The following is a 26,893-nucleotide window of genomic DNA, read 5'->3' on the forward strand; positions in this document are numbered from 1 at the left end:
CATGGGACGCATCATCTGCTGCGGTCTCGGTCCCGGCGATCCTGATTTGATGAGCGTGCGCGCCGACCGCATGGTGCGCGGCGCAAAGCACGTTGCGTACTTTCGCAAGAAGGGACGGCCCGGACAAGCGCGCCGCATCGTCGAGGGCATGCTGGCGGCCGACGTCACCGAATATCCCATGGAATATCCTGTGACCACGGAGATCGCCTTCGACAGTCCCGACTACGTGCAGCTGCTCGCCGGCTTCTACGACGAATGGGCGGAGCGCCTGGCGCGGCTGGCGCGCGCGGTCGATGTCGTCGTGCTCTGCGAGGGCGATCCGTATTTCTATGGCTCCTTCATGCATCTGCACACGCGCCTGCAAGGCCGTGTCGAGATCGAGGTGATCGCCGGCATTCCCGGGATGGTCGGCTGCTGGAACGGCGTCGGCCAGCCGATTGCGCTCGGCGACGATGTGACGACGGTGCTGATGGGCACGCTCCCCGAGGACGAACTCGAGCGGCGCATGCGCGATTCCGATGCGTTGGTCATCATGAAGACCGGCCGCAACATCGCAAAGGTGCGCCGCGCGCTCGCAGCCGCCGGCCGGCTCGACGACGCCTGGCTGGTCGAGCGCGGCACCATGCCGGACGAGCGCGTGGTACGGCTTGCCAAGATCGATGCCGCCGATTGCCCCTATTTCGCGATCGTGCTGGTGCACGGCAAGGGCCGGCACCTGGACGCTGCCGAATGACGGGCACGCTGACCATCGCGGGACTCGGACCGGGCAGCGATACGCTGGTGACGCCGGAAGTCTCGGCGGCGCTTGCCGCCGCGACCGACATCCTGGGCTACGCGCCCTATGTCGCGCGCGTGCCGCCGCGACCGGGTCTGACCTTGCATCCCTCAGACAATCGTGAAGAGCTGCAACGCGCGAGCGAGGCCTTGCGGTTGGCGGCCGAAGGCGGCCAGGTCGTCGTCGTGTCCTCCGGCGATCCCGGCGTGTTCGCGATGGCCTCGGCCGTTTTCGAGGCGCTGCAACAGGCGCCGCAATGGCAGGCACTGCCGATCCGCGTGCTGCCCGGCATCACCGCGATGCTGGCGGCGGCCGCGCGCGCCGGCGCGCCGCTCGGTCATGATTTCTGCGCGATCAACCTCTCCGACAATCTCAAGCCGTGGGCGGTGATCGAGAAACGCCTCCGCCTCGCGGCGGAAGCCGATTTTGCCATCGCGATTTACAATCCGCGCTCGGCGAGCCGTCCGGAAGGATTTGGCCGCGCGCTTGCGGTGCTTCAAGAGGCGGGTTGCGGCGGGCGCCTCGTGATCTTCGCGCGCGCGATCAGCGCGGCTGACGAGAAGATCGAGACCGTGACGCTGAACGAAGCGACGCCCGAAATGGCCGACATGCGCACGCTGGTGATCGTCGGCAATTCGCAGACGCGCCGCGTCGGCCCCTGGGTCTATGCGCCGAGGCGGCTAGAATGACCGAGCCACTGCATGATCGCGGCCACGCTCTCAACCCGCAGCCGCTCGGGCAGTCCTGGTCGCGAGATCATGATCACGGGCAAGCCAAGCATGCGAGCCGCGTCGATCTTGGCGCGCGCGCCGTCGCCGCCGGAATTGCGGGCGACGATCCACGCGATGCCGCGCGTGCGCAGCGTGTCCAGCTCGTCGTCGAGGGTGAAGGGTCCGCGCGACACGATCACATCTGCCGCGAAGGGCAGGGGCGCTTCGGGCGGATCGACGAAGCGCAGCGTGTAGGCATGCTGCGGCTTGCTCGCGAACGGCGCGATGTGCTGGCGGCCGATGGCGAGAAACACGTTTGCGGGCGCCACGGGCAGCGCGGCGACGGCCGCGTTGACGTCTGCCACCTCGATCCAGCTGTCACCGGGCGCTTTTGTCCACGGCGAGCGTTCGAGCGCGATCAACGGCGTGCCGGCTTCCGCGCACGCCACGATCGCGTTACGGCTCATCTCAGCCGCGAAGGGATGCGTCGCGTCGATCACATGCGTGATATTTTCACGACGAATGTAGTCGGCCAGCCCGCTCACGCCACCGAAACCGCCGATGCGGGTCGGCAGCGGCTGGTCGGCCGGCGCGCGGGTGCGGCCGCCATAGGAATAGACGGCGTCGATGCCGGCGCGCGCGACCTCCGCTGCGAGCAGGCTCGCATCGGTCGTTCCGCCCAGAATGAGGGCGCGCGTCATGTCTGATCCCTGGCTGACCATCATCGGTATCGGTGAAGATGGCCTTGCCGGGCTGTCCGAGGCAAGCCGAAAGGCGCTTGCCGAGGCTGAAACCGTCTTCGGCGGTGAGCGCCATCTCGCGCTTGCGGAGGTTGGCAGCCGCGGCCGCCCGTGGCCGGTGCCGTTCGACGCAAAGATCGTGCTGAGCTGCCGTGGCCGGCCAACGGCGGTGCTCGCCTCCGGCGATCCGTTCTGGCATGGCGCCGGCGCGAGCCTCGCCGAGACACTCGGTGGCGACGAGTGGATCGCGCACCCTGCGCCGTCGACATTCTCGCTTGCGGCCGCGCGGCTGGGCTGGCGCCTCGAGTCCGTGACGTGCCTCGGCCTTCATGCGGCGCCGTTCGAGCGTCTCATGCCGCATTTGGCGCAAGGCGCACGCATCATATGCCTGGTGCGCGACGCAGCGGCGGTCGGCGACCTCGCGAAGTGGCTGACGCAACGCGGATGGGGGCGCCTCACTCCTGTGGACTCTCGCTGCGCTTGGCGGCCCGCGCGAAAGCATCGACCAGCATCGCGCCGATCTCTTTGCCGCGGATATTGCCGGCAATCTGGTTGCGGTGGCGGTGGAGGCGCGGGGAGGCCAGGGTATTTCCCGCAGTTCGGGATTATCGGACGATCTCTTCGTCCATGACGGCCAGATCACCAAGCGGCCGGTGCGTGCGCTCGCCCTCTCGGCGCTGGCGCCGCGGCCCGGCGAACGGCTGTGGGACGTCGGCGCCGGTTCGGGTTCGATCTCGGTGGAGTGGGGGCTGTGCGGTGGGACGGCCACGGCCATCGAGCTGCGCGAAGATCGCGCCGCGAACATTCGCAGCAATGCAGCCGCGTTCGGATTGGCGCATCGGATCGTCATCGTTTCCGGGAAGGCGCCCGAAGCGCTTGCTGCGCTGGAGCCGCCGGATGCCGTCTTCATCGGCGGCGGCCTCGATGGCGCGATGTTCGATGCCGTCTGGGCGCGCCTCTTGCCTGGAGCGCGGCTCGTTGCACATTCAGTCACGCTGGAGACGGAAGCGCTGCTCGCCGAGCTGCACCAGCGCCATGGTGGCGAGCTGATGCGGGTCGAACTGGCGCATGCCGCCTCGCTCGGCCGCTACCGATCCTGGGAAGCGACGCGGCCGGTGGTGCAATGGAGTGCGGTCCGATGAAGGTCGCAGGTCTGGGATTCAAGAGCAACGTGACGGTCGCCTCGTTGCGCGAGGCGCTCGCGACGGCCGGCGGCCCCGAAGGTCTTGCGGCATTTGCGACCGTCAGCGACAAGGCCGACGCGGAGGCGCTGAAGCAGCTCGCGCGTGAATGCGGCATACCGATCAAGGCCGTTCCGGCCGACAGGCTGGCCGGCATCGACACGCCGACGCAGTCAAAACTCGTCGCGGAAAAGTTCGGGACGGGATCGCTTGCCGAGGCCGCGGCGCTCGCTGCGGCCGGTCCCCGCGCGCGGCTGATTGCGGCGCGGGTTGTCTCGCAGGATCGCACCGCGACCGCCGCGATCGCCGAAGGAGACGGCGCATGACGGTGCATTTCATCGGCGCCGGCCCGGGCGCGCCCGATTTGCTGACGCTGCGCGGCCGCGATCTGATCGCGGCCTCTCCGGTCTGTCTCTATGCCGGCTCGCTGGTGCCGGAGGGGGTGCTGGCGCATTGCCCGCCGGGGGCACGCATCGTCAACACTGCGCCGCTGTCGCTCGACGAGATCATCGCGGAGATCGCCGCCGCGCATGCGGCAGGCAAGGATGTCGCGCGGCTGCATTCCGGCGACCTCTCGATCTGGTCGGCGATGGGCGAGCAGCTTCGCCGCCTGCGCGCGCTCGGCATTCCCTATTCGGTGACGCCGGGCGTGCCGTCCTTCTCGGCTGCCGCGGCCGCGCTGGGGGCCGAGCTGACGCTGCCCGGTCTTGCCCAAACGGTGGTGCTGACGCGCACGCCGGGGCGGGCCAGCGCGATGCCCGAAGGCGAAAAGCTCGCCGCATTCGCAGCGACCGGCGCGGTGCTCGCGATCCATCTGTCGATCCACCTGCTCGACAAGGTCGTTGCCGAGCTCACGCCGCATTACAGCGCGGACTGCCCGGTCGCGATCGTCTGGCGCGCGAGCTGGCCGGACCAACGCATCGTCCGCGCGACGCTCGGCACTCTTGATGCGGCTGTGGGCGGCGAGATGGAGCGCACCGCGCTGATCCTGGTCGGCAGGACGCTTGGCGCTGCGGATTTCGACGAGAGCCGTCTCTATGCCGCGGACTACGACCGCCGCTATCGGCCGGTCGGTGCCGAGCCGCGTTTTCCGGAGGCATCGTGATGGCCGCAGGGCTCGTCATCTCCGCGCCGGCCTCCGGTGTCGGCAAGACGACGCTGACGCTGGCGCTCGCCCGCGCCTGGCGCAATCGCGGAATGAACGTGCAGTGCTTCAAGAGCGGGCCGGACTATATCGATCCCGCGTTCCACGCCGCCGCGACGGGCCGCGCCTCCGTCAACGTCGACAGCTGGGCGATGGATCGCGGAGCAATCGCGCATCTCGTCAGCCGCGGTGCCGACGCCGATATCGTGCTCGCCGAGGGCTCGATGGGCCTGTTCGACGGCGTCGCCGCACGCGGTGTCTCCGGCACCGGCGCCACCGCAGACATTGCGGAGATGCTGGGCTGGCCGGTGGTTCTGGTGATCGATCCTTCGGGGCAAGCGCAGACGGCGGCGGCGATCGCCGCAGGCCTTCGCGATTATCGGGCCGGCGTGCGGCTTGCCGGCGTCGTGCTCAACCGCGTCGCCAGCCCGCGTCATGAAGATCTCGTGCGGCGTGCGCTCAACGAGGCCGGCATCGCCGTGTTCGGCGCGCTGCCGCGTCATGCCGAGATCAGCCTGCCGAAGCGGCATCTCGGCCTGGTGCAGGCCGAGGAGCGGGCCGAGATCGGCCAGCTGATCGACGAGGCCGCACGCTTCGTCACCGAGCATGTCGATCTCGATGCCGTGCTGCGGTCGGCGGCTCGCTGGTCGCCGCAACCTGCCGCGAACGGTCTCAACGTCGCGCCACCGGGGCAGCGCATTGCGCTCGCCCGCGATGCGGCTTTCTCCTTCGTCTATCCGCACATGCTGGAGGCCTGGCGCACGGCGGGCGCCGAGATCTCGACATTCTCGCCGCTTGCCGATGAAGTGCCTGACGCGAGCGCCGACGTCTGCTGGCTTCCTGGCGGCTATCCCGAGCTGCACGCCGGCAAGCTCGCGGCCAATGCGCGCTTTCAAAGCGGCCTGCGTGCCTTCGCCGAGACACGGCCGGTGCACGGCGAGTGCGGAGGCTACATGGCTCTGGGCACGGGCCTCACCGATGCCGACGGCCTCCGTCATGAGATGACGGGCCTGCTTGGCCTCGAGACCAGCTTTGCCAAACGCCGCATGCATCTGGGCTATCGTCTCGCCGAACTGGTTGCGCCGATGCCGGGGCATCAGCCCGGCGCACGCCTGCGCGGTCACGAGTTCCACTATTCGACGATCGTCGCGCAGCCGGATGCGCCGCTGGCGGTCGTGCACGATGCGACGGGCGCCGCCATGGCCGAGACCGGCTCGCGGCGCGGCCACGCCACCGGTACGTTCTTTCATCTGATCGCGGAGGACCGGTGAGAGGATTCGTGTCGTTCATTTCCGCCGGCCCCGGCGATCCCGAGTTGCTCACGGTGAAGGGCGCCGCGCGGCTGCGCGAGGCCGACGTCGTGCTCTATGACGACCTCGCCTCCGGCGCGATTCTGGATCTGGCGCGGCCCGGCGCCAATCTCGTCGCGGTGGGAAAACGGGCAGGGCGGCCCTCGACCAAGCAGCACCACGTCAACCGTCTCCTGGTCGACTATGCCGCGACAGGCGCGCGCGTGGTGCGGCTCAAGTCTGGCGATGCCGGCATTTTCGGCCGGCTCGAGGAAGAGCTGGAAACGCTGCGCGAAGCCGGCATCGGCTACGAGATCGTACCCGGCGTCACATCCGCCTGTGTCGCCGCCGCCCAGGCCGGCATTCCCCTGACCCGTCGGCATACCTCCCGCCGGGTGCAGTTCATCACGGGGGCCGACGTCAGCGGCGAGCTGCCGTCCAACCTGAACTGGGCGGCGCTGGCCGATCCCGAGGCCACGACCGTGGTCTATATGGGCAGGCGCACCTTTCCGACGCTTGCGGCGAAATTGATCGCGCAGGGGCTCGCTCCGAACACGCCCGCACTGTTTGCCGAATCCCTCGGTCGTCCTGACGAGCGGCTGGTCCGCACCACCATTGCCGAGCTCGCCGAGCAGCTTGCGCGGGGCGGCGCCGCGTCCACGGCGGCCGTGATCCTGTTCGGCGCGCTGGCAGGGGATTATCCGTCATGACGGCGGCGGTCGCCCTTCGCCTCTTGACGCCCGGCTCGCGAAAGGCGCACACAGGAGGGGCATGGTGCTCGACGCGGCGCAAAGCGCCGGAGCATAATCGGGAATGGGGGTGGGCGGACCCAGTTGCGGCGCCCAAAACCCCAGCCGCCCCCGCGACTGTAAGCGGTGAGGGGCTCCGAATCGCCACTGGGCCGCAAGGTTCGGGAAGGCCGGAGAACCCAGTGAACCGCGAGCCAGGAGACCGGCCCTGCACGTTTTGAGACCAAGGCCGTCGGGTGTGACGGCAGGAAGGAATTGAGCCATGCATATCGAACCGGGAATCGTCACGGGCGCCAAGCTCGTATTGAGTTACGCAACCGGCATCGCCGCAGGCGGCGTTGCGCTGAAGCTGGCGGCCGAAACCGTCCGCACGCAGGGCGTCGGCTCGTTTGCCGCGCGCACGCTCGCCACCACGGGCCTCGTCTTCACCTTCTTCCAGGTCCTGCCGCACTTCCCGGTCGGCGTCTCCGAAGTGCACTTCATCCTCGGCTCGACCTTGTTCCTGCTCTTTGGTGCTGCGCCCGCCGCCTTCGGCCTCGCATTTGGCCTGCTGCTCCAGGGTCTGTTGTTCGAGCCCGCTGACCTGCCGCAATACGGCATGAACGTCACCACGCTGCTGGTGCCGCTGTTCGCGATCCAGGCCATCGCCACGCGCATCATTTCGCGTAACACCGCCTATGTCGATCTGAAGTACGGTCAGGCGCTGGCGCTGTCGACGACTTATCAAGCGGGTGTTGTCGCCTGGGTGGCGTTCTGGGCGCTCTACGGCTCCGGTTTTGCCATGAGCAACCTCGCCAACATCGCGACCTTCGCGGCCTCCTACGCGCTGGTCATCGTGATCGAGCCGCTGGCAGACCTCGCAGTGCTGGCGCTGGCGAAGTCGCTGCGCGGCGTCACCGCGCCCGGCCTCGTCACTCCGCGCCTGCACAACGGCGCCTGAGAGACAAGCGAAAGGGCGGCCCTGATTGCCGCCCGTCGCGCTCGCGATGCTCACGCTCTCCCTGATAGGCATCGGTTGCGGCGATCCCGAGCAGCTCACGCGCGCCGCGATCGCTGCCATCAGCGCGGCCGATCTCGTCATGATCCCCGCGCAAGGGGGCTGCAAAGTCCGATCTCGCCGATCTCAGGCGAACGATCTGCGCGGACGCGCTCACCAGCGACAAGACGGTCATCGCCGAATTCGACCTTCCCGTGCGCGACACCGGTGAAGCCGATTACCGCAAGGGCGTAGACGATTGGCACGAGGCGGTGGCTGCGGTCTGGTCGCAGACGATCGCGAGGCATCTCGATGGTGACGGCAAGGTTGCGCTGCTGATCTGGGGTGATCCGTCGCTCTACGACTCCTCGCTGCGCATTGCACGGCGATTGAATCCGTTGCCGAAGATCGAGGTCGTGCCCGGCATCACCTCGATCCAGGCGCTGTGTGCGGCGCATGCGCTGCCGCTCAACGACATCGGCGAGCCGTTCCTGGTCACGACGGGGCGGCGCTTGCGTGAAGACGGCTGGCCGCAAGGTGTCGATACCGTGGTGGTGATGCTCGACGGCGGCACGGCGTTCCAGTCGCTCGATCCAGCGGGGCTTCATATCTGGTGGGGCGCCTATCTCGGCATGCCCGACCAGATCATCATGTCCGGCGCACTCGCCGAGATCGGCCCTCGTATCGTCGCGCTGCGGCAGGAGGCGCGCGAGCGGCACGGCTGGATCATGGACAGCTACATTCTCAAGCGCAGGGCGTAAGCGAGGCAGCATGCTTCCCGAATGGGTTTACCGGAACTGCCCCGAGGTCTCCGCGGTCCATCGCGAGGCCGCTATTGCGCGGCAGGCGCAACTGACGAAGCCGACCGGCGCGCTCGGCCGGCTCGAGCAGCTCGCGATCGAGCTTGCGGGCCTGCAGGCGACCGAAGAGCCGCACGCATTGCGGGTGCCGATCATCATCTTCGCCGGCGATCACGGCATCGTCGCGCAGGGCGTGTCAGCCTATCCGCAAGCCGTGACGATCGCGATGATGGCGAATTTTGCCTCAGGCGGCGCGGCGATCTCGGTGCTGGCGCGTGAACTGGGTTCGAGCCTGGAGGTGGTCGACGCCGGCACGCTGGCCCAGGCGCAGATGGCGGGAATCGTCACCGACAAGCCGCGCAGCGGCACGCGCGATTTCAGCGTCGAGGCTGCGCTCACGCCCTCGGACCTGGCCTTTGCCTTCGAGGCCGGCCAGCGTGCGGTGGTGCGCGCAAAGGCCAGTCAGCCAGATCTCCTGATCTTCGGTGAGATGGGCATCGGCAACACCACGACCTCAGCGGCGATCGCGGCGAGCCTGCTTGGCGTGAGCGCCGGGGAGATCGCGGGCAGCGGCACCGGCGTCGATGCGGCCGGCCGCGCGCACAAGGCACGCGTGATCGATGCGGCGATCGCACGCCACGGTGTCGCTGGAGCGTCGGTCGAGCAGATCCTGTGCGCCGTCGGCGGCCTCGAGATCGCGGCGATCTCAGGAGCGATCATTGCGGCCGCGCAAGCCCGTATTCCCGTGTTGATCGACGGCTTCATCGTGTCCGTCGCGGCCCTGGCGGCGGCGCGTCTCAATCCGTCCTGCCAGCCGTTCCAACTCGCCTCGCATCAATCGGCGGAGCAGGGGCATCGGCTGGTGTTGCGCGCGCTGAACGTTCAGCCGCTGATCAGCCTCGATCTCAGGCTCGGCGAGGGATCGGGCGCGGCCATCGCGCTGCCGCTGGTCCGATTGGCCTGCGCGCTTCACAACAGTATGACGACCTTCGCGCAGGCCAACGTGCCGGATCGCCCGGCCTGATGCGGCTCAAGCCAGGCGCTGGTTGACGGAGACGACACGCCAGCCCGCCGCGAGGCGGTCGATCCGGGTCAGCGACAGCGGATCGATCACGAAGCGCAAGGCGGCCTGCGGCGTCAGGTCCAGTGCGATGCAGAGCGCGGCGCGGATGGTGCCGGAATGCACGACGAGCGTTGCCGATCCGGCCCCGATCCGCGACAGACCTAGCCGGACGCGGGCGATCTGATCCGCAAAGCTTTCGCCGTTCGGCGGCCGTCCGTGCGCCGGATCGTGCCAGAACTGCGCGTAAGTCTCGCCACCGGTCGCGGCGAGCTCGTCATGCCGGCAGCCGGTCCAGTCGCCGAAATCCTGCTCGCGGAATTCGCTGACCAATTCCGGTTCGAGCCGCAGTGCGCGCGCGGTCTCGACCGTACGCCGCGACGGACTGGCATAGGTGGTGGCATCCGGCGGCAAATGCTGCCGCAGAGCCACCAGTGCTGCGTGATCGCCGAGATCCGCCCGCGCATCAGCAGCATGGATCGTCCCCGCCACGCCCGCGACGGTCGCATGCCGTATCAGCCAGAGGAAGGTCTCACCTTCCATGCTCATCTCCAGGGAAGTTGGTCGCTGTGGCCACAACGCCGCAACTGGCGCATTGACTCTGTCACGATGGTAATCCTAGATGATCGCGACGGTTTCCCCGAGAGGGAATGAAAAGGGAATGCGGTGCGGGGAAACTTGTCCCCAATGCCGCGGCTGCCCCCGCAACTGTAAGCGGTGAATCCTTCGTCACAAGCCACTGGGTCCTCGGTCCCGGGAAGGCGACGAAGCGGTCACGACCCGCGAGCCAGGAGACCTGCCGTCAGCCGTGGTCACACGCGAAGATGTCGGTCGGGGAGTACAGACATTCGGCTTCATCGGACGGCCCGAAAGGCCAACAGATGGGACCTCGTTCGCTGTGACGTGCCACTGACGTCATACCGAGGTTTCGTATCGTGTCTTCCACCTGTATCTTACGGCCGAGCCGCTTCCTGCTCGCCTCTGCTGCGTTCACGTCGTTCGTCATCGCCGATATGCCTGCCGCCCTGGCGCAGCAGGTCCGCGAACCCCTGCCGCCGGTCGAGGTCTCGCCTGCTGAAGCCGGCAGGCAGGCCAAGCCGGCCAACCGTGAAGCGCAGCGCGCGCGCCGTGCAGCTGCACGCCGGCCAGCGACCGCATCGGCTCCGCCCAAGCCCAGCGCGCCGGCCGCGCCAGCGCAGACGCCGCTCAACAGCAATGTCGTGGCCGAAAGCGCCTCGCGGCTCGGCCTGACGGTGCGCGAAACGCCCGCGACGGTCGAGGTGATCTCCGCCGAGACCATGCGCGAGCAGGGTTATCGAACGGTCTCAGAGGTGGCGCAGGGTGCCGTCGGCGTCACCTCCGGCGACAATCCGGCCGAGCCCGCGGCGTTTTCCATGCGTGGCTTCACCAACAGCCAGATCAATACGCTCTACAACGGCATCAAGATCGGCCCGCAGAACATGACCTCGCGGATCACCGACACCGCCAATCTGCAGGCCGTGGAATTCCTCAAAGGCCCGGCCTCGCTAATGTCAGGCGAGGGCGCCGCCGGCGGCGCCATCAACTTCGTCACCAAGCAGCCGCACACCGGACCGATCCGGAACGAAGCCGAGCTCTCCTGGGACTCGCTCAACTCATTCCGCGCGCACTACGGCTCGGGCGGCAGCACCAATGTGCAGGGCCTCGACTATCGCTTCGACATCTTCCGCTCCGCCCTCAACGGTTTTGCCGACGACACCAACGTCAAGACGTTCGGCACGTCCGGCCAGCTCAATTACCGCATCTCCGACAGCCTCAAGATCTGGGGCGCGATCGAGTACCGCGAGGATCGCTCCAAGGCCTATTGGGGCGCGCCGCTGGTGCCGGTCGCTTTCAGCGGCTCGCATGCAACGACGGGGATCGTCTCCGGCAACTACGTGTCGAACTACAACGGGACGAATCTCGGTGCCGTCACCATCGACGACCGCACCTTCAACACCAACTATAACGTCCTCGACAACCGTAACGTCGCGCAGGAAGTGTGGCTGCGCGGCGGCTTCGAGCTGAAATTGGCGCCTGACCTGACGCTGAAGAGCCAGGCCTATGGCTATGGCGCAGAACGGAGCTGGTTCAACAACGAGATCGAGGCGTTCAATTCCACCACGAACCAGGTCGATCGCGAGCGCTTCTATGTCGCGCACAGCCAGCGCCTGGTCGGCAACATCACCGATTTGATCTGGGACGCGAATATCGCAGGCTTCGACAACCGGCTGGTCACGACCTTGTCGACAAGCTATCTCGATTTCGTCAGGCCGGGCGCGGCAAACTTTCCAGGCGATTCCGTTTCGCTGGTCGATCCCAATCGCGGCTACTACGGCCTGCTCACGACCCAGCAGCAGACCGCGCGCATCGACAACGAAGCGCTCTCGTTCGAGGACCGGCTGAAGCTCACGCGCAGCTTCGCGCTGGTCGGCGGCCTCCGCGTCGAGCACATCGGGCTCGACCGCAATTCGACCAACGCGAGCGGGCAGGAGAAGGCAGGCTTTCCGTTCACGAAAGACTGGGCGCCGGTGACGGGCCGCATCGGCTACACCTGGGAGGCCGTTCCCGGCCTGACCTTCTTCAGTCAGTACGCCACCGGCGCCGACATTGCCGCCAACAACATCTTCCTGCTCGCACCCACCCAGCCGCTCGACCTGACGACCGCGCGCACCTACGAGACCGGCGTCAAGCATCTGTTCTGGGACAACAGGGCGGAATGGTCGTTCTCGGCCTACGACATCCTGCGCAAGAACGTCTACGCGGCGGCCGGCGGCATGCAGCTCAACATTGCCGGACGACAGGAGTCGAAGGGCGTCGAGCTTGCCGCGGCGGTGCGGCCGATCGAACCGCTTCGGCTGTGGGGCAACATCGCCTATGTCGACGCGCGCTATGCCGACTACGACTTCGCCGGCGGCTCGTTCTCCGGTAACACGCCGCCGAACGTGCCGCGTATCGTGGCCAATGCCGGCGCGTCGTATCGATTCTTCACGCCCTGGCCGGTGGAGCTCGGCATCACCGGCCGCCATGTGGGCGACCGTTACAACACCGATGCCAACGTCGTGACGATGAAGGCGTACACGGTGGCCGACGTCTATGCCTTCGTCGACATTCCCAAGACGGTGTTCAATGCGGTGGACCAGGCCCGCCTGACCTTCCGCATCCGCAACATCACCGACAAGCGCTATGCGATCTGGGGCGATCCGTTCTACCCCGACCAGATCCTGCTGGGCGCGCCGCGCACCTACGAGATCTCGGCCGCGTTCAAATGGTAGGACGCTGAACGCATGATGGGCGCGATCGTCCTCTCGCACCGCTGGCTCGGGATCGCGTTCTGCCTCCTGTTCGCGATGTGGTTCGCGACGGGGATTGTGATGCACTTCGTTCCGTTTCCGTCGCTGACGGAAACGGAGCGGTTTGCCGGGCTCGCGCCGGTGGATCGCGGCGAGATAAGGATTTCGCTCGGAGACGCCGTGGCCGCGAGCGGGATCGCGGATGCCACGCGCGTGCGGCTGATCCAGCGGAGCGACGGACCGGTCTACATCGCGTCGGGACCGACGCGTTCCAGAGCGGTGCGCGCCTCCGACGGGCAGGATGCATCGGTGATCTCCGCCGATGCCGCGCTTGCCATCGTGCGAGCTCACGCCCGTCAGCGCGGACTCGACGCAGCACGCGCCACGATCACCGGGCAATTTGACTACGATCAATGGAGCGTGCCGAATGGATTCGACCGCCACCGGCCGTTGTTCCGCGCTGCCCTCGGCGATGCCTCCGGGACGGAGGTCTATGTCTCGTCATCGACCGGCGAGGTGGTGCTTGACACGACGCGCAGCGAGCGCGCCTGGAATTGGGCCGGCAGTGTTCTGCACTGGATCTATCCCACGGTTCTGCGAAGCAACTGGGCGCTGTGGGATGGGGTGGTCTGGACCTTGTCGCTGCTCGCATTGATCGCAGCATTGCTTGGTGCGGTGCTCGGGATCGCGCGGGTGAAGATTCGAGGACGCCTGATCTCTTCACCCTATCGTAGTTGGCATGCCCTGCACCACCTCATTGGCCTCGCGGCGATGCTCTTCGTGCTGAGCTGGATCTTCAGCGGCTGGCTCTCGATGGATCACGGGCGGCTGTTTTCGCGCGGACAGTTGACCCCGGCCGAGGCCGGCGCGATCAACGGTGTGCCGGACTGGAGGGAGGCCGCATCGCTCGATCGCCAGTCAATATCCTCCTCGGCCCGCGAGGTCGAATGGTTCGGCTTCAACGGCACTGTCTATCGGCGCGACCGGGTCGCGCTTGCCGGTCAGAGATTGATCAGGGCAGGGGATCTGCCGCACGATGAGCAGACGGGGTTTCTCAGCGCGCGCGAGTTATCGGCATTGACGGCGCGCCTCGCCCCCCGCTGCGATGCACCGTCCGTCGTCGCCGATGACGATTTTTACAACGTGCGATCAACTCTCCCGGGTTCACCTGTCTATCGATTGCGCTGTGGCGAGCTCTGGTTCGACATCGATGGCGCGGAAGGCCGCGTGCTGCAACGGTTGGATGCTTCGCGGCGCGCTTATCGCTGGGTCTACAGCGCGTTGCACACGCTGGACTTCCCCGCTCTCATGGCACACCCGCGTCTGCGTGACGTCTTGATCGTTGGGCTCTGCGCACTCGGGCTGGCATTCTCGATCACGGGCATCGTCATCGGCTGGCGGCGTTTGCGTCAATCCAACCCTGTTTTGCCCGGCGCCCAATAGGCCTTGGTCCTCATCCGCGATGTTGCGACGCCGGCTGCTTTCAGGGCCCGGCTGATGCGCTGGATCGACGACGCCTTGCCGGTCAGAACGAAATGTGCGCCTGCGGAAAAGCGCAGCAGTTCGGCCTCGATGGCTGCGAGATGGGCATCCTCGGCGCTGCGCGCGATCAGTGTCGCACTGCCGAGACCGATCGTCGGCAGAACGGGACCTGCTTCTGCGGCATCCGAAACTTCGAACACGTGGATTGTACCACCCGCCTGTCGGCTCTTCTGGAGTGCCGAAGCAAGGCCGAATGAGGTTTCATCGCCGAACAAGACTGTGGGCGGTTCTCCCGCGGAAGGTTCGAGTGAGCGGCGTGGGCCGAAGAGCCAGCACATGTCGCCTTCCTGCAAGCTGCTTGCCCACCGGCTGCCAGGACCGCTGCCGTGCGCGAAAGCCAGCAATGTCGTACGTCCGTTCTCCGCATCCCACGACATCGGCGTGTAGGTCCGCGCGCTCAAGCCGGATCCCATCGCGACCTGGATCTTCTGGCCCACGGTCCACGCGTGGCCCTTGAGTGCGTCGCCCTCGAGCGCGATCGAGCGAAAGCGGGGCGAGAGCACCTCGATCCCGGCGATGCGCGCAGGGCGCATCAGCCATTGCAGCAACATGCGCGTGACCCGTCCCTGCGGCGGCTTCGATGGCTCGGACATCCGGGGTTGGTCGGGCTCGTTCAAAGCCTGGCTCCAATCATTTCTCAGCGGCCGGGACTACTTGGTCCTGACGGTGAGTTCGTTGCCGCGCCCCGGATTGAACGGCAGCGGCAGCGAGAGATAGCCGTTCTGGGGATCGCGGACGTAGTCGAGATAGCCCGCGCCTTCCGCAAACGCGTTCTCGCCAATGATCACTGCGCCGCACTTCAGGTGGGGCTCGAGCAGCTTCAGGATGGGAAGATAGAGCGTGAACGCGCCGTCGAGCATCACCATGTCGATATCGCCGCCGACGCCGGCTTTGAGGGTCTCGCGAGCATCACCGACGCGAAATTCGACCAGGTCGTCGAGCCCTGCGGCAGCGAGGTTGGCGCGTGCACGCGCGATCTTGGCGGGCTCGAGATCGGTCCCGATCAGGCGGCCGCCGCTCATGTCGCGCAAGGCAGCGGCCATGTAAATGGCGGAAATCCCCATCGAAGAGCCGAACTCCACGATGCGCGTCGCCCTGCAGGCGCGAGCGCAGAGGTAGAGAAAACGTCCGAATTCGGGGGAGACATTCAGAAAATTGTCCGCGAGCCCGCGATAGACCCCCGCGAGATCCCTGGTCTCGGATTCGATGAAGTGGCTGATGGCACCCTGCTGATCGGTTGCTTCGCCCATGGCTTGCATCAGCGGCGCATCGGCCGCATCCGCTTCCCTATGAAGACGAAGGAGAACGTCGGCGACAAGGCCTTGGCTGAGGGAATCCATGTTTCTCGGCTCCGGAAAATGCGCCCGCGGACGGGCCTTGGAGCCTGAATACGGAATCGGTCTGCCGGCCGCATTCCGTGAACCTGACAATCGATTGCGATTTCCGGTCAGTGCGCGAGGACGCGGCGCTCGGCGAGGTATCGCGCGGGCGGCTTGCCCAGGGCTTTGCGGAACATGGTGACGAAGGCGCTCGCGCCTTCATAGCCGAGATCGAGCGCCACAGCCTGCACCGATGCCCCCTGATCGAGGCGCTGAAGCGCGATGAGGATGTGGAGCTGCTGGCGCCATCGGCCGAAGCTCATGCCGGTCTCGCGTTGCAGGATACGGGTGAGGGTTCTGGGAGCAACGGCCATGCGCCGGCCCCAGTCCTCGATCGTCGCGCGGTCGGAAGGGTTGGCCATCATCGCGCTCGCAATCCTGCGCAGCCTGGGATCGGCCGGCATGGGAAAACGCAGCTCGTCGACAGGCGCCAGCGAGAGCTGATCCAGCAGCACCGCCGCGATCCGCCCGTCTGGTCCGTCGAGGTCGTAGAGGGCCGGCATGTGCGTGGCATGGACCAGCAGACGTTCCAGCAAAGGGGAGACCGTCAGCGTGCAGCATTGGCGAGGCAGCGCCGGTGCCGCATTCGGCTCCAGGAACAGGCAATAGACCTCGACATTTCCAGCGACGCTCACGCCATGCGCAACATGGCCGGGAATCCAGACCGCGCAGCGCGGCGGCACGATCCACATGTTTCGCCCGGCTTCCAGCCTGACGATGCCGCGCCGGGCCAGGACGAGCTCGTCCTTGCTATGGGCGTGCATGGCCACCTCCGCGCCCTTCGTGACCATCTCGCCGCCGAAGGCTGCGATGGCGCGCGGCACGTCCTCCGGGTTGAAATCTATGGATTCATCGGGACGAAGGTCGCCGTTGTCGAGCCGGAAGAAGGGCATGGTGGGCGGATGACCGATTTGGATGCGATTGACTGGCTCCCGGCAATATCTGGCCCGCGGGTGCGACTTGCAATGCGCGCCGCCCCGATCTCGATCGGTTCTAACCGTGGATTTGCCTCCACGAACTGGTGCCCGGGAAGGTCAGTGATGCGCCGCGGCGGCATCACGGATCCCTTTTCGTCGCCTGTCTTTCGGTGTAGCTCTGCGCCGGCTTCAGATGGCGGCGCCAGACCCGTCGGAGACCGAGAATCATGCAGGAGGCAGCACGGATGTACCCGAAAGTTCAGATGTTCATCGCCGGCGAGTGGACCGATGGTTCGTCCGGCAAGTCGGAGGACATCCTCAATCCCGCCACCGGCCAGCCGATCGGCAAGACCCCGCATGCCTCGCGTGGGGATCTCGACCGCGCGCTGGAGGCGGCCAAGGCCGGCTTCGAGATCTGGCGCAAGACCTCACCGTTCGACCGCTACAAGCTGATGCGCAAGGCCGCCGACATCATCCGCTCGCGCGCCGCCGAGATCGCGCCCGTGATGACCATGGAGCAGGGCAAGCCGGTGGTGGAAGCGCAGGGCGAGACCATGCTGGCCGGCGACCTCATCGACTGGTTCGCGGAAGAGGCGCGCCGCGCCTATGGCCGCATCGTGCCGCCGCGGATGGGCAACGTCACCCAGCTCGTGACCAAGGAGCCGGTCGGCCCGGTCGCGGCTTTCACGCCCTGGAACTTCCCGATCAACCAGGCGGTGCGCAAGATCTCGGCCGCGCTGGCCGCGGGCTGCTCGATCATCGTCAAGGGACCCGAAGAGACGCCTGCAAGCTGCATGGAGCTGGTGCGGGCCTATGTGGATGCGGGCATTCCGGCCGGCGTCGTGCAACTGGTGTTCGGCGTGCCGGCGGAAGTGTCGGAGTATCTCATTCCGCACCCGATCATCCGTAAGATCAGCTTCACCGGCTCGACCGCCGTCGGCAAGCATCTGGCTGCGCTTCGCGGGCTTGCACATGAAGCGCGTCACCATGGAGCTGGGCGGCCATGCGCCGGCGATCGTGTTCGCGGACGCGGACCTCGACAACGCCGCAAAGATCCTGTCGGCCAACAAGTTCCGCAACGCCGGCCAGGTCTGCGTCTCGCCGACGCGCTTCCTGGTGCATGAGAGCGTCTACGAGCCCTTCGTCGACAAATTCGTGGCGGCGGCCAAGAGCCTCAAGGTCGGCAATGGCCTCGACAAGGACACGCGCATGGGACCGCTGGCGAACCCGCGCCGCGTCGACGCCATGGAGGGCCTCGTCTCCGACGCGGTCCAGCGCGGCGCCAAGGTCAAGGCCGGCGGCAAGCGCATCGGCAATGAAGGCTTCTTCTTCGAACCGACGGTGCTCACCGACGTGCCGCGCGACGCGCGCATCATGAACGAGGAGCCGTTCGGCCCGCTGGCGCCGATTACCTCGTTCCGCAGCTATGACGAGGTGGTGGCCGAGGCCAACCGTCTGCCTTACGGCCTGGCGGCCTATGCCTACACCACCTCGACCAAGACGATGCAGGCCATCGGTGCCGACATCGAGAGCGGCATGGTCTCGATCAACCATCACGGCCTCGCGCTGCCCGAAGTGCCGTTCGGCGGCATCAAGGATTCCGGCTACGGCTCCGAAGGCGGCCTCGAGGCGATCGAGGGCTATCTCAACACGAAGTTCGTGACCCAGGCGAGCGCGTAAGGAAAAGTCGCGCTGTCATTCCGGGGCGCGCCCCCGGAATGACAGCGGACAGGACCTGCGTTGCCTGGCAGGCGAGACATGAACAACAGCCGTCATCCGAGCAAGCGTGTATCCCTTGCCGGGATACATATCGACCGGACCTCCGCGGTGCCGCTGCACTTGCAGATCGTGAAGCATATCCGGGACGGCATTCTGTGCGGCGCCTTTCCCTCAGGAACGCAATTTCTCGGTTCGCGCGAGATCGCGCGCGAACTGGGTTGCTCGCGGACCGTCGTGCTGACGGCATGGGATCTGCTCTACGCCGAGGGCTATCTGGAATCGACGCCGCGCGGCAGCGTCATGGTGGCGTCGGTGGCGGCGCCTCATGCCGAACCATCGTCCGCCTCGTCTGCGGCCAGGCCAGCCCACATGTCGGAGCGCTGGCGATCGCTGCTCGCCTTCGACTACGAGACCAACTGGCCGTCGGAGTTCAGTCCGGGCGCGCCTGACATCTCGACCTTTCCCTTCAAGGATTGGTCGCGCCTGCTGCGCCAGGCCTGGCAGAATCCAAGAGAGCAGGAGTGCCTCGATCTTCCGCCCGAAGGCCATCCGCGATTGCGGAGCGAGATCGCGAACTTCCTCAGCTCCGTGCGCGGTCTCGTTTGCTCGCCGGACGAGGTCGTCGTCACCTCCGGCACGTCGGGAGCACTGGATTTCTGCAGCCGGATGATCCTCGATCCCGGCGACGAGGTCTGGGTCGAGGAGCCAGGCTTCGTCGAGGCGCGATGGGCGCTCACGGCGGCCGGCGCAAACATCGTTCCGATCCCGGTCGACGACAAGGGACTGGTCGTCTCGGAAGGAATTCGGCGCGCACCACGCGCGCGCCTGATCGTGGTCACACCATCGCATCAATACCCGCTCGGGATCAGCATGGGCCTGGAGCGGCGGCTCGAGCTTCTCGACTGGGCGAACAAGAACGACGTCTGGGTGATCGAGGATGACTATAATTCGGAGTTCAGGCATCAGGACAGCATGATCGCCTCGCTGCGCTCGCTCGATCGCGAGGGCCGGGTGATCTATTTCGGCACCTTCTCGAAGATCATGATGCCGAACCTGCGGCTCGGATACCTCGTCGCGAACAGGCATTTCATCGAAGGATTCGCCAAGGGCCGTGCGCGCATCGACGTGCACACCTCCGGCATCGGACAGCTCGCCTTGGCGGAATTCATGCGGGAAGGGCATCTGCTGCGGCACCTGCGCGCAATGCGGCGGGTCTATGCTGCGCGGCGAAAGGCGCTGATCGAGGCGATCGGAGCGCTAATGCCGGATGATCTGACCGTCTCCTCCGCCGTCACCGGCCTCCACCTGGTGGCGCTGTTCACCGATGCGATGCAGGCGCGGATGAGCGATCGCGAGGCCGCCGCGGTCCTCAAGCAGGCCGGGATCCACGTGCAACCACTGTCGCAGAATTTCCTGGAACGGCCGACGCGGCAAGGCCTGGTGTTCGGCTACGGTCGGTTGCGCGTCGAGGATGCCGCTCCGCTGCTTGCGAGAATCGCAGCTTGCATCGGTGGTGGTTCTCGCAACGCACCGTCCGACCCGCCCAACACGCTCTCTTACTGATCGTACAATAAAGAGAGGCTGAGCCGACGACCATGCATAGCTCATAGGCAGCCGGAACTCCCGCTCTGCCGATTGATCGCCTGCAAATTAGACAGCTGATTTCGGTCGCTCGGATTGCGGTGGCAACAGCCATCGCGATTTGCTCAGAGAAATCCGTGGTGCGTTGCATGTTTCCGGGGTGGAACAGCGCGCGCTCGCGTGCTGTCTGTGCAGGCACTGCTGCACCAAAACGTGCACCCCGTTCTGCGGCGCGCTGCGTCCGCGGCCTGCTGGCCCAGTGAATTGCGACAACTCTGGCCCTGTCGGAAGGCCACCGCTCTGTCGCACGCTCGCGGACGGTGGCATGACAGGGGATGCAAGATGAGCGCTCTCGGTTCGGCATTCGAGTTTGCGATGGACGGGATGGGCCCGGCGTCCGGTTCGGACGCCAGGCGTAGCTGACGCCACATGAGCTTTTTCGAAAGTCATTGGGAGGTCGGCACCGATATCGGGGGCACCTTCACCGATATCATCGCCATCAGGCGCGATTCCGCTGAGGCCCGGATCGCGAAAGTGCCGTCGCGACCGCAGGCGCCGGTTCAGGCCATGCTGGAGGCGATCGAGGCGGTGGGCCTAAGCAAGAACGAGGTCAAGCGCTTCGTCCATGGCACCACGCGCGTCACCAACGCGATCGTCGAGAACCGGCTGCCGAAGGTCGCGCTGGTCGCGACCGAAGGCTTTGCCGACGTGCTCGAGATCGCGCGCTATCGCCGCCGCGATCTCTATCGGCTCGACATTCCCCCGAAATCGCCGCCGCTGGTGCCGCCCGAACGCTGCTTCGGGCTTGCCGAGCGCCTCGATCACGAGGGCCGGGTGCTGAAGGCGCTGGAGCAAGCGGAGATCGAGCGTCTGCTGGCCTGGCTGAAGGAGACCGGCGTGCAGAGTGTCGCGGTGGCCTTGCTTCATGCCTACGCCAATCCGGTCCATGAGAAGATGCTCGGCGAGCGCCTCAAGGGCGTCGTCGCCCATGTTTCGCTGTCGCACGAGGTCAACCCCGAGGCGCGCGAGTATGAGCGGACTTCGGCGACCGTGTTCAACGCGGCCGCGATGCCGATCGCGGTCGAGTATCTGAGCGAGCTGGAGCAGCGGCTGCCGATCGGGCCGGGATTGCAGGTGTTTCATTCCGCCGGCGCCATGATCCCCATCTCGGCGGTGAAACGTCGGCCGCTGGTGATGGCGATGTCGGGACCGGCCGCCGGCGTCTCGGCGTCCGTCAGCATCGCGCGCCAGCTCGGCACCTCGCGGATGCTGACGTTCGACATGGGCGGCACCACGACCGACGTGTGCCTGATCGTCGACGGCCAGGCCGAGATGACCGACGGCCGCATGCTCGGCGACAAGCCGCTGCGCCAGCCGATGCTCGCGGTGCATTCGATCGGCGCGGGCGGCGGATCGATCGTGCGCAACGGTCCCGGCGGCCTGACGGTCGGGCCGGAGAGCGCCGGCTCCGAGCCGGGGCCGGCCTGCTACGGCCGCGGCGGCACGGAGCCGACCATCACGGACGCCAACGCCGTGCTCGGCTATCTCAATCCCGAGACCAAGCTTGGTGACCGCATTGGCATCGACATCGAGGCAGCCAGGCGCGTCATCGCGCCGATCGCGGGCGCGCTCGGACTGGGCCTGACGGAAACGGCGCTCGGCATCATCAAGGTGGCGAACGCGACGATGGCCCGCGCGCTTCGCCGCGTCACGGTCGAGCGCGGCATCGACGGGCGCGATTGCACGCTGCTCGCCTTCGGCGGCGGCGGCCCGATGCATGCCGCGGGTCTCGCCGATCTCTACGGGATCGCAGAGGTCGTCGTGCCCAGTGCATCCAGCGCCTTCTCGGCGCTGGGCTGTCTCACCGCCGATTTCAGCTTCCTGCAGCAGCAGACGCTTCGCGCCGCCCTCGACGGCATCGACCTCGCGCGCGTATCGGAGCGGATCGAGGCCCTGATTGCCGATGCATCCGCGCCGCTGCTCGCCAATGGCGTTGCCAAGGCGGAGATCCAGGTCGAGCTGGTCGCGTTGATGCGCTACGCGGCGCAGAACGATGCCATTCCGGTACCTTTCGCCTTGCCGCTGGACGTCGCCAGGCTCAAGCAGGATTTCCTGGCGCGGCATCACGAGTTGTTCGGCTATGCCACGAGCGAAAGCTGCGTCATCGAATCCGTGCGGGTGCAGGCGCGCCGCCCGTCGACGACCGTCGTGAGCCGGCCGACGACGGCGGCGAGGGCCGTGTCCACCGGCAAGCGTACCTGCTCGTTTGATGGCCTCCACCAGACGCCGACTGCGATCATCGACCGCGCTTCGCTGACAGAGATGGTGAGCGGACCCGCGATCATCGAAGACGCATGGTCCACCGTGGTCGTGCCGCCGGGCTGGCAGGCAAAGCCCGATGTATCTGGCAATCTGTTCCTGACGCGGAGGGAGGCATGAAGCTCGATCCGTTCGTCGTCGAGGTCATCAGGCACGGTCTCTCGGCCGCAGCCGAGGAGATGAGCCTGGTGATGACGCGCTCGGCGCGCTCGCCGCTGCTCCGCGAGGCGGGCGACCTGTCGTCGGCGATCACCGACGGCCACGGCGGTCTGGTCGGGCAGGGGCGCGACATCCCGATCCACCTCGGCGCGATGGCCTACACCATCCCCGAATTGTTGAAGGTGGTGCCGCGCGACAGCGTGAACGACGGCGACGTGCTGATCTACAATGTCGGCGCGCTCGGCGGCAATCATCTCAACGACGTCAAGGTGGTGCGGCCCGTCTTCGTCGACGGCGAGATCGTGGCGTTCGCGGTCAGCCTCGCGCACTGGCCCGACATCGGCGGCACCTGGCCTGGCAGCTATTTTGCCAAGGCGATCGACACCTTCCAGGAGGCGATGCGGATTCCGCCGGTGCTGATCGCGACCGCGGCCGGCGTCAATGCGGCGATAGTGGAGCTGCTCAAGGCCAATGTCCGCGACTCCGAATCCTGCGAGGGCGACCTCCTCGCCCAGATCGCCGCGACCAAGGCCGGCGAGAAGCGCATCGTCGAGCTTTGCCGCGAGCACGGCAAGGCCGTGTTCATGGCGGCGCAGTCGCGCCTGCACGATCTCTCGGAGATCGAGATGCGCGCGGCGCTGCGCGACCTTCCGGACGGCGTCTACGAGGGCGAGGATTATCTCGACGACGGCAGCGACAACAACGCGCCGGCGCGCATCCATGTGAAGATCACCATTCGCGGCGACGAGGCGACCTTCGACCTCTCGGGAAGCTGCGACCGCGTCTCGAACTTCTGCAACACGACGCCGTTCATGGCCCGCTCGGCCGTCGCCTATGCCGCGCGCATCATGAGCGGGCGCGACATGCAGCAGAACGCCGGCGCGCTCAGGCCACTGACCATCATCACGCGCCCGGGCTCGATCCTGGAGCCGGGCTGGTCGGCGTCCGTCGCGGCCGGCAACCATGAGACGTCCATGCGGATCGTCGATGCGATCTTCCGCGCGATGCAGGACACCATTCCCGAACGCCTGTCGGCCGGCGGGGCGACTACCGCGGGCGTGCTGTTCTTTGCGGAGCCGCGGCCGAACGGATCGTGGAAGATGCTCTACGAGGTTCACGGCGGCGGCGAAGGCGCGCGCCACGATCGGGCCGGCATGTCGGCAACCCGGGTGCATCTGTCCAACACCTCGAATACGCCGGTCGAGGTGATCGAAGCGAACTACGCGATCCGGCTGGAGCAGCAGGCGATCCGCCGACAATCCGGCGGCGCGGGCGCGCAGCGCGGTGGTGACGGCTCCGTCCGTACCTACCGCATCCTGGCGCCCTCGATGCACCTGACGACTTGCATCGAGCGGATGGTGATTGCGCCCTGGGGCATGCAGGGCGGCGAATCCGGCAAGGCCTGCCGCATCTCGCTGGTCAGGCATGGCGCGAACGTCGCGATCGACGGCAAATCCAACCTGGTGTTGCAGCAAGACGATCTCGTCACGATCGAGATGTGCGGTGGCGGCGGCTATGGCGCCGCGGCCGCAGAGTGAGGGGATTGCGATGAGCAGATTGTTGCGAACCGGGCTGAATGCGGGCGACAGCGCGCCGATGGCCGTGGTCGGCGGCGAGGGCGTCTACTTCCACCTGTCCGATGGCCGCAAGCTCATCGACGGCAGCAACACCGGCGGCGGTCTCGGCCATCGTCATCCTGCAATGGTGGAGGCGATCCGCCGCGCGGCGGATACGCCTGTCGTCAACGAGGGCTGGACCTGGGTCGGCCGCGAGCAGGCCGCCGACGACCTGATGGCCACCGCCTTCAAGGGTGAAGAGGATTGGGTCGGCGCGGTGCGCTTCTGCATCAGCGGCAGCGAGGCCAACGATATGGCGCTGTCGCTCTGCCAGGCGCTGACGCAGCGGTCCGCATTGGCGACGCGCGAACGCGCCTATCACGGCATCACCGGCCTGTCGCGCAGCATGACGGTGCAGCCGCAATGGCATGGTGGGCTCGCCGTGCATGCCGGTGGTTCGAAGCTGCCGGCGCCGATGGCGCCGGTGCGGATCCTGCCGGCGCCGGATGGCGCGATCTACGGCGCGCCGGCAAACAACACCCCGCCGAGCGAATATCTCGCGGATGCCACGCGGCTGCTCTCGGACACGGCGGCAACCATCATCGACTACACCCAGGGCGGCATCTATTACGACGGCGCCTATCAGGACGAAGTGGCGCGCTGCGCGCGGCAGGCGGGCTCCTACTGGATCGCCGACGAGGTCGTCACCGGCGCCGGGCGCGCCGGCCGCTGGTTCGCGTTCCAGGGCGCGCAAAGCCGCCCGGACATCGTCACGCTTGGCAAGTCGCTCGGCGGTGGCGCGGCGGCGGTGGCGGCGGTCGTGGTGTCCAGGGACATCGTCGAGCGGCTCAAGGGGACGAGCTGGCAAAACTATGGCACGCTGCGCGGCCATCCCATCAGCATGGCGGCCGTCAGCGCCTACCTGAAGGTTGTCACGGGCGACAAGATTCTGGAGCGTGTGCAGCAGCTCGAGAAGCTATTCATCCGCCGCCTGCTCGCGATCGCGCAGAAGCATCCGAGCGTGCAGCGCGTCGCGGGGCAGGGGCTGCACTGGACGGTGGAACTGCACGGGCCGGACTGGCGGACCTGGCATGCCGACACGACCGAGGTGCCGATCGCCTCGCGCGTCGCGGAGCGAGCGCTGGAAGCCGGTGCGGTGATCGGTACCAGCGGCGAGCAGACGTCGCTGTTCCTGGCGCCGCCGCTCGTCATTTCCGAGCGCGAGGCTGACCAGCTTCTGGACGCGCTCGATCATGGTCTCGATATTGCCGACGAGGAGCACGGGTGAGCGCGGATCACGCAACGCCACGCCGGTCGCCGGCCTGGCCGGCGAATGAGCCCTGGCATCTCGCGATGCCGGAGGGAACGCTATACGACGCACTGGCGCGTGCAGCACGTGAACGACCGTCGCATCCGGCGACGGTGTTCTACGGCGCAAGCCTGAGCTACGCCGAGCTGTGCGACCGTGTCGATGCCATGGCCGGCTTCCTGCAGGGTGCCTGCGGCGTCAAGCGCGGCGACCGCGTCATGATCGCGCTTCAGAACTCGCCGCAATATGTCATCGCCTATTACGCGGTGATGCGGGCGGACGCCGTGATCGTCCCCGTCAATCCCATGAACAAGACCGCCGAGATCGCGTATCTCGCCGTGGACAGCGGGGCCAAGGTCGCGATCATCGGTAGCGAACTGAGCGATGTGTTTGCCCCGCTGCTGGGCGAGGCCATCAGGCATGCGATTGTCGCGCAGTATCGCGACGAGGTTCCGGCCGCGACGCCCTATACGCTGCCATCATGCGTCACGGAAGCGCCGGCCGAGGTGCCGTCATCGCCGGGCTGGCATTCCTGGTCGTCCGCGATCGCACAAGGCTTGAAGCCGGGTGTGGTGACTGCGGGGCCGGACGATCTCATGATCCTGCCCTACACGTCGGGCACCACAGGCAAGCCCAAGGCGTGCATGCATACCCATCGCAGCGCGCTGTTCACCGCTGTGTTGCAGGCGCGTTGGTATCGGCTCGGCGGCGACGACGTGATGACCGGCTTCATGCCGTTGTTCCATGTCGCGGGCATGCAGGGCTCGATGAATGCCGCCATCGTCACTGGGGCCACGCTGCTCCTGATGGCGCGCTGGGACAAGGATCTGTTGCCGGATCTGTTCGAAACCTATGGCGTGACGTTCTGGAACGCCGCGCCGACCATGATCGTCGACGTGCTCGCCAGCGCCCGGTTTCGCGACAAATGCTTTGCGAAGCTCAAGGTTCTGACCGGCGGCGGCGCGGCGATGCCGACCGCGGTCGCTGAACGGCTCAAAGGACGCTTCGGGCTTGACTTCGTCGAGGGCTACGGCATGACCGAGACGATGTCGCCGACCCATCTCAACCCGATGGCGGCGCCGAAACGGCAATGCCTTGGCATCGCCGTGCAGGAGACCGACGCAAGGGTGGTCGATCCCGAGAGCTTGATCGAGCTCGGCGACAACGTGGTCGGCGAAATCGTCGTGCACGGACCGCAGGTGCTGCAGGGGTACTGGAATAGGCCGCAGGCGAATGCCGAGGCCTTCATCGAACTCGACGGCAAGCGGTTCCTGCGTACGGGCGATCTCGGCTATCGCGATGCCGAGGGCTACTTCTTCGCCGTCGATCGCCTGAAGCGGATGATCAATGTCAGCGGCTTCAAGGTGTGGCCGGCCGAGGTCGAGGCCGCGATGTACCAGAACCGCGCTATCCGGGAGTGCTGCATCATTTCAGCGCCGGACGATTACCGCGGCGAGACCGTCAAGGCGCTTGTCGTGCTGGACGAGGCGGCGCGGGCAACAACATCGCCCGATGACATCGTTGGCTGGGCGCGCGGCGTGATGGCGAGCTACAAGGCGCCTCGCGCGGTCGTCTTCGTCGACCAGCTGCCGCGCACCGCGAGCAACAAGATCAACTGGCGGCTGTTGCAGGACGCCGAATGGGGGCGAACGGCATGAAATCTGCTTGGCTGGAAAA

General features: G+C 66.8%; 20 protein-coding genes, 3 pseudogenes and 2 riboswitches. Of the genes and pseudogenes, 18 read left to right on the forward strand and 5 right to left on the reverse strand.

All coding sequences use genetic code 11. From position 1 onward, the window contains the following. The first annotated feature begins 1 nt into the window (after position 1). Together ABIA42_RS08535 and cobJ are read left to right on the forward strand one after the other, a co-directional pair. A complete protein-coding gene (locus tag ABIA42_RS08535) occupies positions 2–733 on the forward strand; it encodes a precorrin-2 C(20)-methyltransferase (protein ID WP_370114260.1) in 732 nt (243 codons plus the stop codon). After that, the gene (cobJ, locus tag ABIA42_RS08540) at positions 730–1,464 is read left to right on the forward strand and encodes a precorrin-3B C(17)-methyltransferase (RefSeq protein ID WP_370114258.1); all 735 of its coding nucleotides are present in this window, start codon (positions 730–732) and stop codon (positions 1,462–1,464) included. Before ABIA42_RS08535 ends, cobJ begins: the two co-directional genes overlap by 4 nt. Here the strand turns inward: cobJ and ABIA42_RS08545 are convergent. Further along, positions 1,440–2,186 (reverse strand): cobalt-precorrin-6A reductase, encoded by a 747-nt coding sequence (locus ABIA42_RS08545; protein WP_370114256.1) that lies wholly within the window; start codon positions 2,184–2,186, stop codon positions 1,440–1,442. The two genes, cobJ and ABIA42_RS08545, sit on opposite strands and share 25 nt — an antisense overlap. Here ABIA42_RS08545 and cbiE point away from each other — a divergent pair. The 8 genes and pseudogenes from cbiE to cobT all read left to right on the forward strand — a co-directional run bounded on the left by cbiE (position 2,185) and on the right by cobT (position 9,388). Beyond that, positions 2,185–3,367: pseudogene (gene cbiE, locus ABIA42_RS08550) on the forward strand (precorrin-6y C5,15-methyltransferase (decarboxylating) subunit CbiE). The gene ABIA42_RS08545 and the pseudogene cbiE sit on opposite strands and share 2 nt — an antisense overlap. Next, positions 3,364–3,732: a cobalamin biosynthesis protein gene (locus ABIA42_RS08555; protein WP_370114254.1), complete on the forward strand. Its 369-nt coding sequence runs from the start codon at positions 3,364–3,366 to the stop codon at positions 3,730–3,732. Before cbiE ends, ABIA42_RS08555 begins: the two are co-directional and overlap by 4 nt. Further along, positions 3,729–4,511 carry a precorrin-4 C(11)-methyltransferase gene (gene cobM / locus ABIA42_RS08560; protein WP_271526273.1) on the forward strand — a complete coding sequence of 261 codons (783 nt, stop codon included), beginning with the start codon at positions 3,729–3,731 and terminating at the stop codon, positions 4,509–4,511. Before ABIA42_RS08555 ends, cobM begins: the two co-directional genes overlap by 4 nt. Continuing rightward, positions 4,511–5,821: a cobyrinate a,c-diamide synthase gene (locus ABIA42_RS08565; RefSeq protein ID WP_271526272.1), complete on the forward strand. Its 1,311-nt coding sequence runs from the start codon at positions 4,511–4,513 to the stop codon at positions 5,819–5,821. Before cobM ends, ABIA42_RS08565 begins: the two co-directional genes overlap by 1 nt. Continuing rightward, a complete protein-coding gene (gene cobA, locus ABIA42_RS08570; RefSeq protein ID WP_370114252.1) occupies positions 5,818–6,549 on the forward strand; it encodes a uroporphyrinogen-III C-methyltransferase in 732 nt (243 codons plus the stop codon). The genes ABIA42_RS08565 and cobA overlap by 4 nt, the downstream gene beginning before the upstream one ends. 45 nt (positions 6,550–6,594) lie before the next feature. Continuing rightward, a riboswitch (cobalamin riboswitch) is annotated at positions 6,595–6,814 on the forward strand. A gap of 36 nt (positions 6,815–6,850) precedes the next feature. Further along, the gene (locus tag ABIA42_RS08575; RefSeq protein WP_035669335.1) at positions 6,851–7,528 is read left to right on the forward strand and encodes an energy-coupling factor ABC transporter permease; all 678 of its coding nucleotides are present in this window, start codon (positions 6,851–6,853) and stop codon (positions 7,526–7,528) included. Positions 7,529–7,574: 46 nt separating this feature from the next. Continuing rightward, a pseudogene (gene cobF / locus ABIA42_RS08580) lies at positions 7,575–8,325 on the forward strand (precorrin-6A synthase (deacetylating)). 10 nt (positions 8,326–8,335) lie between these two features. Next, positions 8,336–9,388 carry a nicotinate-nucleotide--dimethylbenzimidazole phosphoribosyltransferase gene (gene cobT / locus ABIA42_RS08585; protein WP_370114248.1) on the forward strand — a complete coding sequence of 351 codons (1,053 nt, stop codon included), beginning with the start codon at positions 8,336–8,338 and terminating at the stop codon, positions 9,386–9,388. A 6-nt stretch (positions 9,389–9,394) separates the two neighbouring features. On the opposite strand, the gene ABIA42_RS08590 is transcribed toward cobT, so the two are convergent. Continuing rightward, on the reverse strand, positions 9,395–9,967 hold the full coding sequence (locus tag ABIA42_RS08590; RefSeq protein ID WP_370114246.1) for a histidine phosphatase family protein: 573 nt from the start codon (positions 9,965–9,967) through the stop codon (positions 9,395–9,397). Between the two features lie 72 nt (positions 9,968–10,039). After that, positions 10,040–10,243: riboswitch (cobalamin riboswitch) on the forward strand. A 116-nt stretch (positions 10,244–10,359) separates the two neighbouring features. Between ABIA42_RS08590 and ABIA42_RS08595 the strand changes: the two genes are divergently transcribed. After that, positions 10,360–12,717 (forward strand): TonB-dependent receptor, encoded by a 2,358-nt coding sequence (locus ABIA42_RS08595; RefSeq protein WP_370143755.1) that lies wholly within the window; start codon positions 10,360–10,362, stop codon positions 12,715–12,717. Between the two features lie 12 nt (positions 12,718–12,729). Further along, positions 12,730–14,178 (forward strand): PepSY domain-containing protein, encoded by a 1,449-nt coding sequence (locus ABIA42_RS08600; protein ID WP_370114244.1) that lies wholly within the window; start codon positions 12,730–12,732, stop codon positions 14,176–14,178. On the opposite strand, the gene ABIA42_RS08605 is transcribed toward ABIA42_RS08600, so the two are convergent. From ABIA42_RS08605 to ABIA42_RS08615, 3 genes are all read right to left on the reverse strand, one after another. Continuing rightward, positions 14,145–14,894, reverse strand: coding sequence for a siderophore-interacting protein (locus ABIA42_RS08605; RefSeq protein ID WP_370143756.1), 750 nt, complete (start codon positions 14,892–14,894; stop codon positions 14,145–14,147). The two genes, ABIA42_RS08600 and ABIA42_RS08605, sit on opposite strands and share 34 nt — an antisense overlap. A gap of 33 nt (positions 14,895–14,927) precedes the next feature. Next, on the reverse strand, positions 14,928–15,617 hold the full coding sequence (locus ABIA42_RS08610) for an O-methyltransferase (RefSeq protein ID WP_271526263.1): 690 nt from the start codon (positions 15,615–15,617) through the stop codon (positions 14,928–14,930). A gap of 107 nt (positions 15,618–15,724) precedes the next feature. Further along, a complete protein-coding gene (locus ABIA42_RS08615; RefSeq protein WP_370114242.1) occupies positions 15,725–16,549 on the reverse strand; it encodes a helix-turn-helix domain-containing protein in 825 nt (274 codons plus the stop codon). Between the two features lie 269 nt (positions 16,550–16,818). On the opposite strand from ABIA42_RS08615, the pseudogene ABIA42_RS08620 reads away from it, so the two are divergent. The 6 genes and pseudogenes from ABIA42_RS08620 (at position 16,819) to ABIA42_RS08645 (ending at position 26,874) form a co-directional block, all read left to right on the forward strand. Beyond that, positions 16,819–18,253, forward strand: a pseudogene (locus ABIA42_RS08620) (NAD-dependent succinate-semialdehyde dehydrogenase). 78 nt (positions 18,254–18,331) lie between these two features. Continuing rightward, on the forward strand, positions 18,332–19,855 hold the full coding sequence (locus tag ABIA42_RS08625; RefSeq protein WP_370114240.1) for a PLP-dependent aminotransferase family protein: 1,524 nt from the start codon (positions 18,332–18,334) through the stop codon (positions 19,853–19,855). Positions 19,856–20,302: 447 nt separating this feature from the next. After that, positions 20,303–22,312, forward strand: coding sequence for a hydantoinase/oxoprolinase family protein (locus ABIA42_RS08630; protein ID WP_370114238.1), 2,010 nt, complete (start codon positions 20,303–20,305; stop codon positions 22,310–22,312). Beyond that, positions 22,309–23,889: a hydantoinase B/oxoprolinase family protein gene (locus ABIA42_RS08635; protein WP_370114236.1), complete on the forward strand. Its 1,581-nt coding sequence runs from the start codon at positions 22,309–22,311 to the stop codon at positions 23,887–23,889. The genes ABIA42_RS08630 and ABIA42_RS08635 overlap by 4 nt, the downstream gene beginning before the upstream one ends. Before the next feature lie 10 nt (positions 23,890–23,899). Continuing rightward, the gene (locus ABIA42_RS08640) at positions 23,900–25,195 is read left to right on the forward strand and encodes an aspartate aminotransferase family protein (RefSeq protein ID WP_370114234.1); all 1,296 of its coding nucleotides are present in this window, start codon (positions 23,900–23,902) and stop codon (positions 25,193–25,195) included. Further along, on the forward strand, positions 25,192–26,874 hold the full coding sequence (locus tag ABIA42_RS08645) for a long-chain fatty acid--CoA ligase (RefSeq protein WP_370143757.1): 1,683 nt from the start codon (positions 25,192–25,194) through the stop codon (positions 26,872–26,874). Before ABIA42_RS08640 ends, ABIA42_RS08645 begins: the two co-directional genes overlap by 4 nt. Positions 26,875–26,893 lie beyond the last annotated feature (19 nt).

Origin of the sequence: Bradyrhizobium sp. USDA 327 (genome assembly GCF_041262065.1) — a bacterium.
Lineage (GTDB): Bacteria > Pseudomonadota > Alphaproteobacteria > Rhizobiales > Xanthobacteraceae > Bradyrhizobium > Bradyrhizobium liaoningense.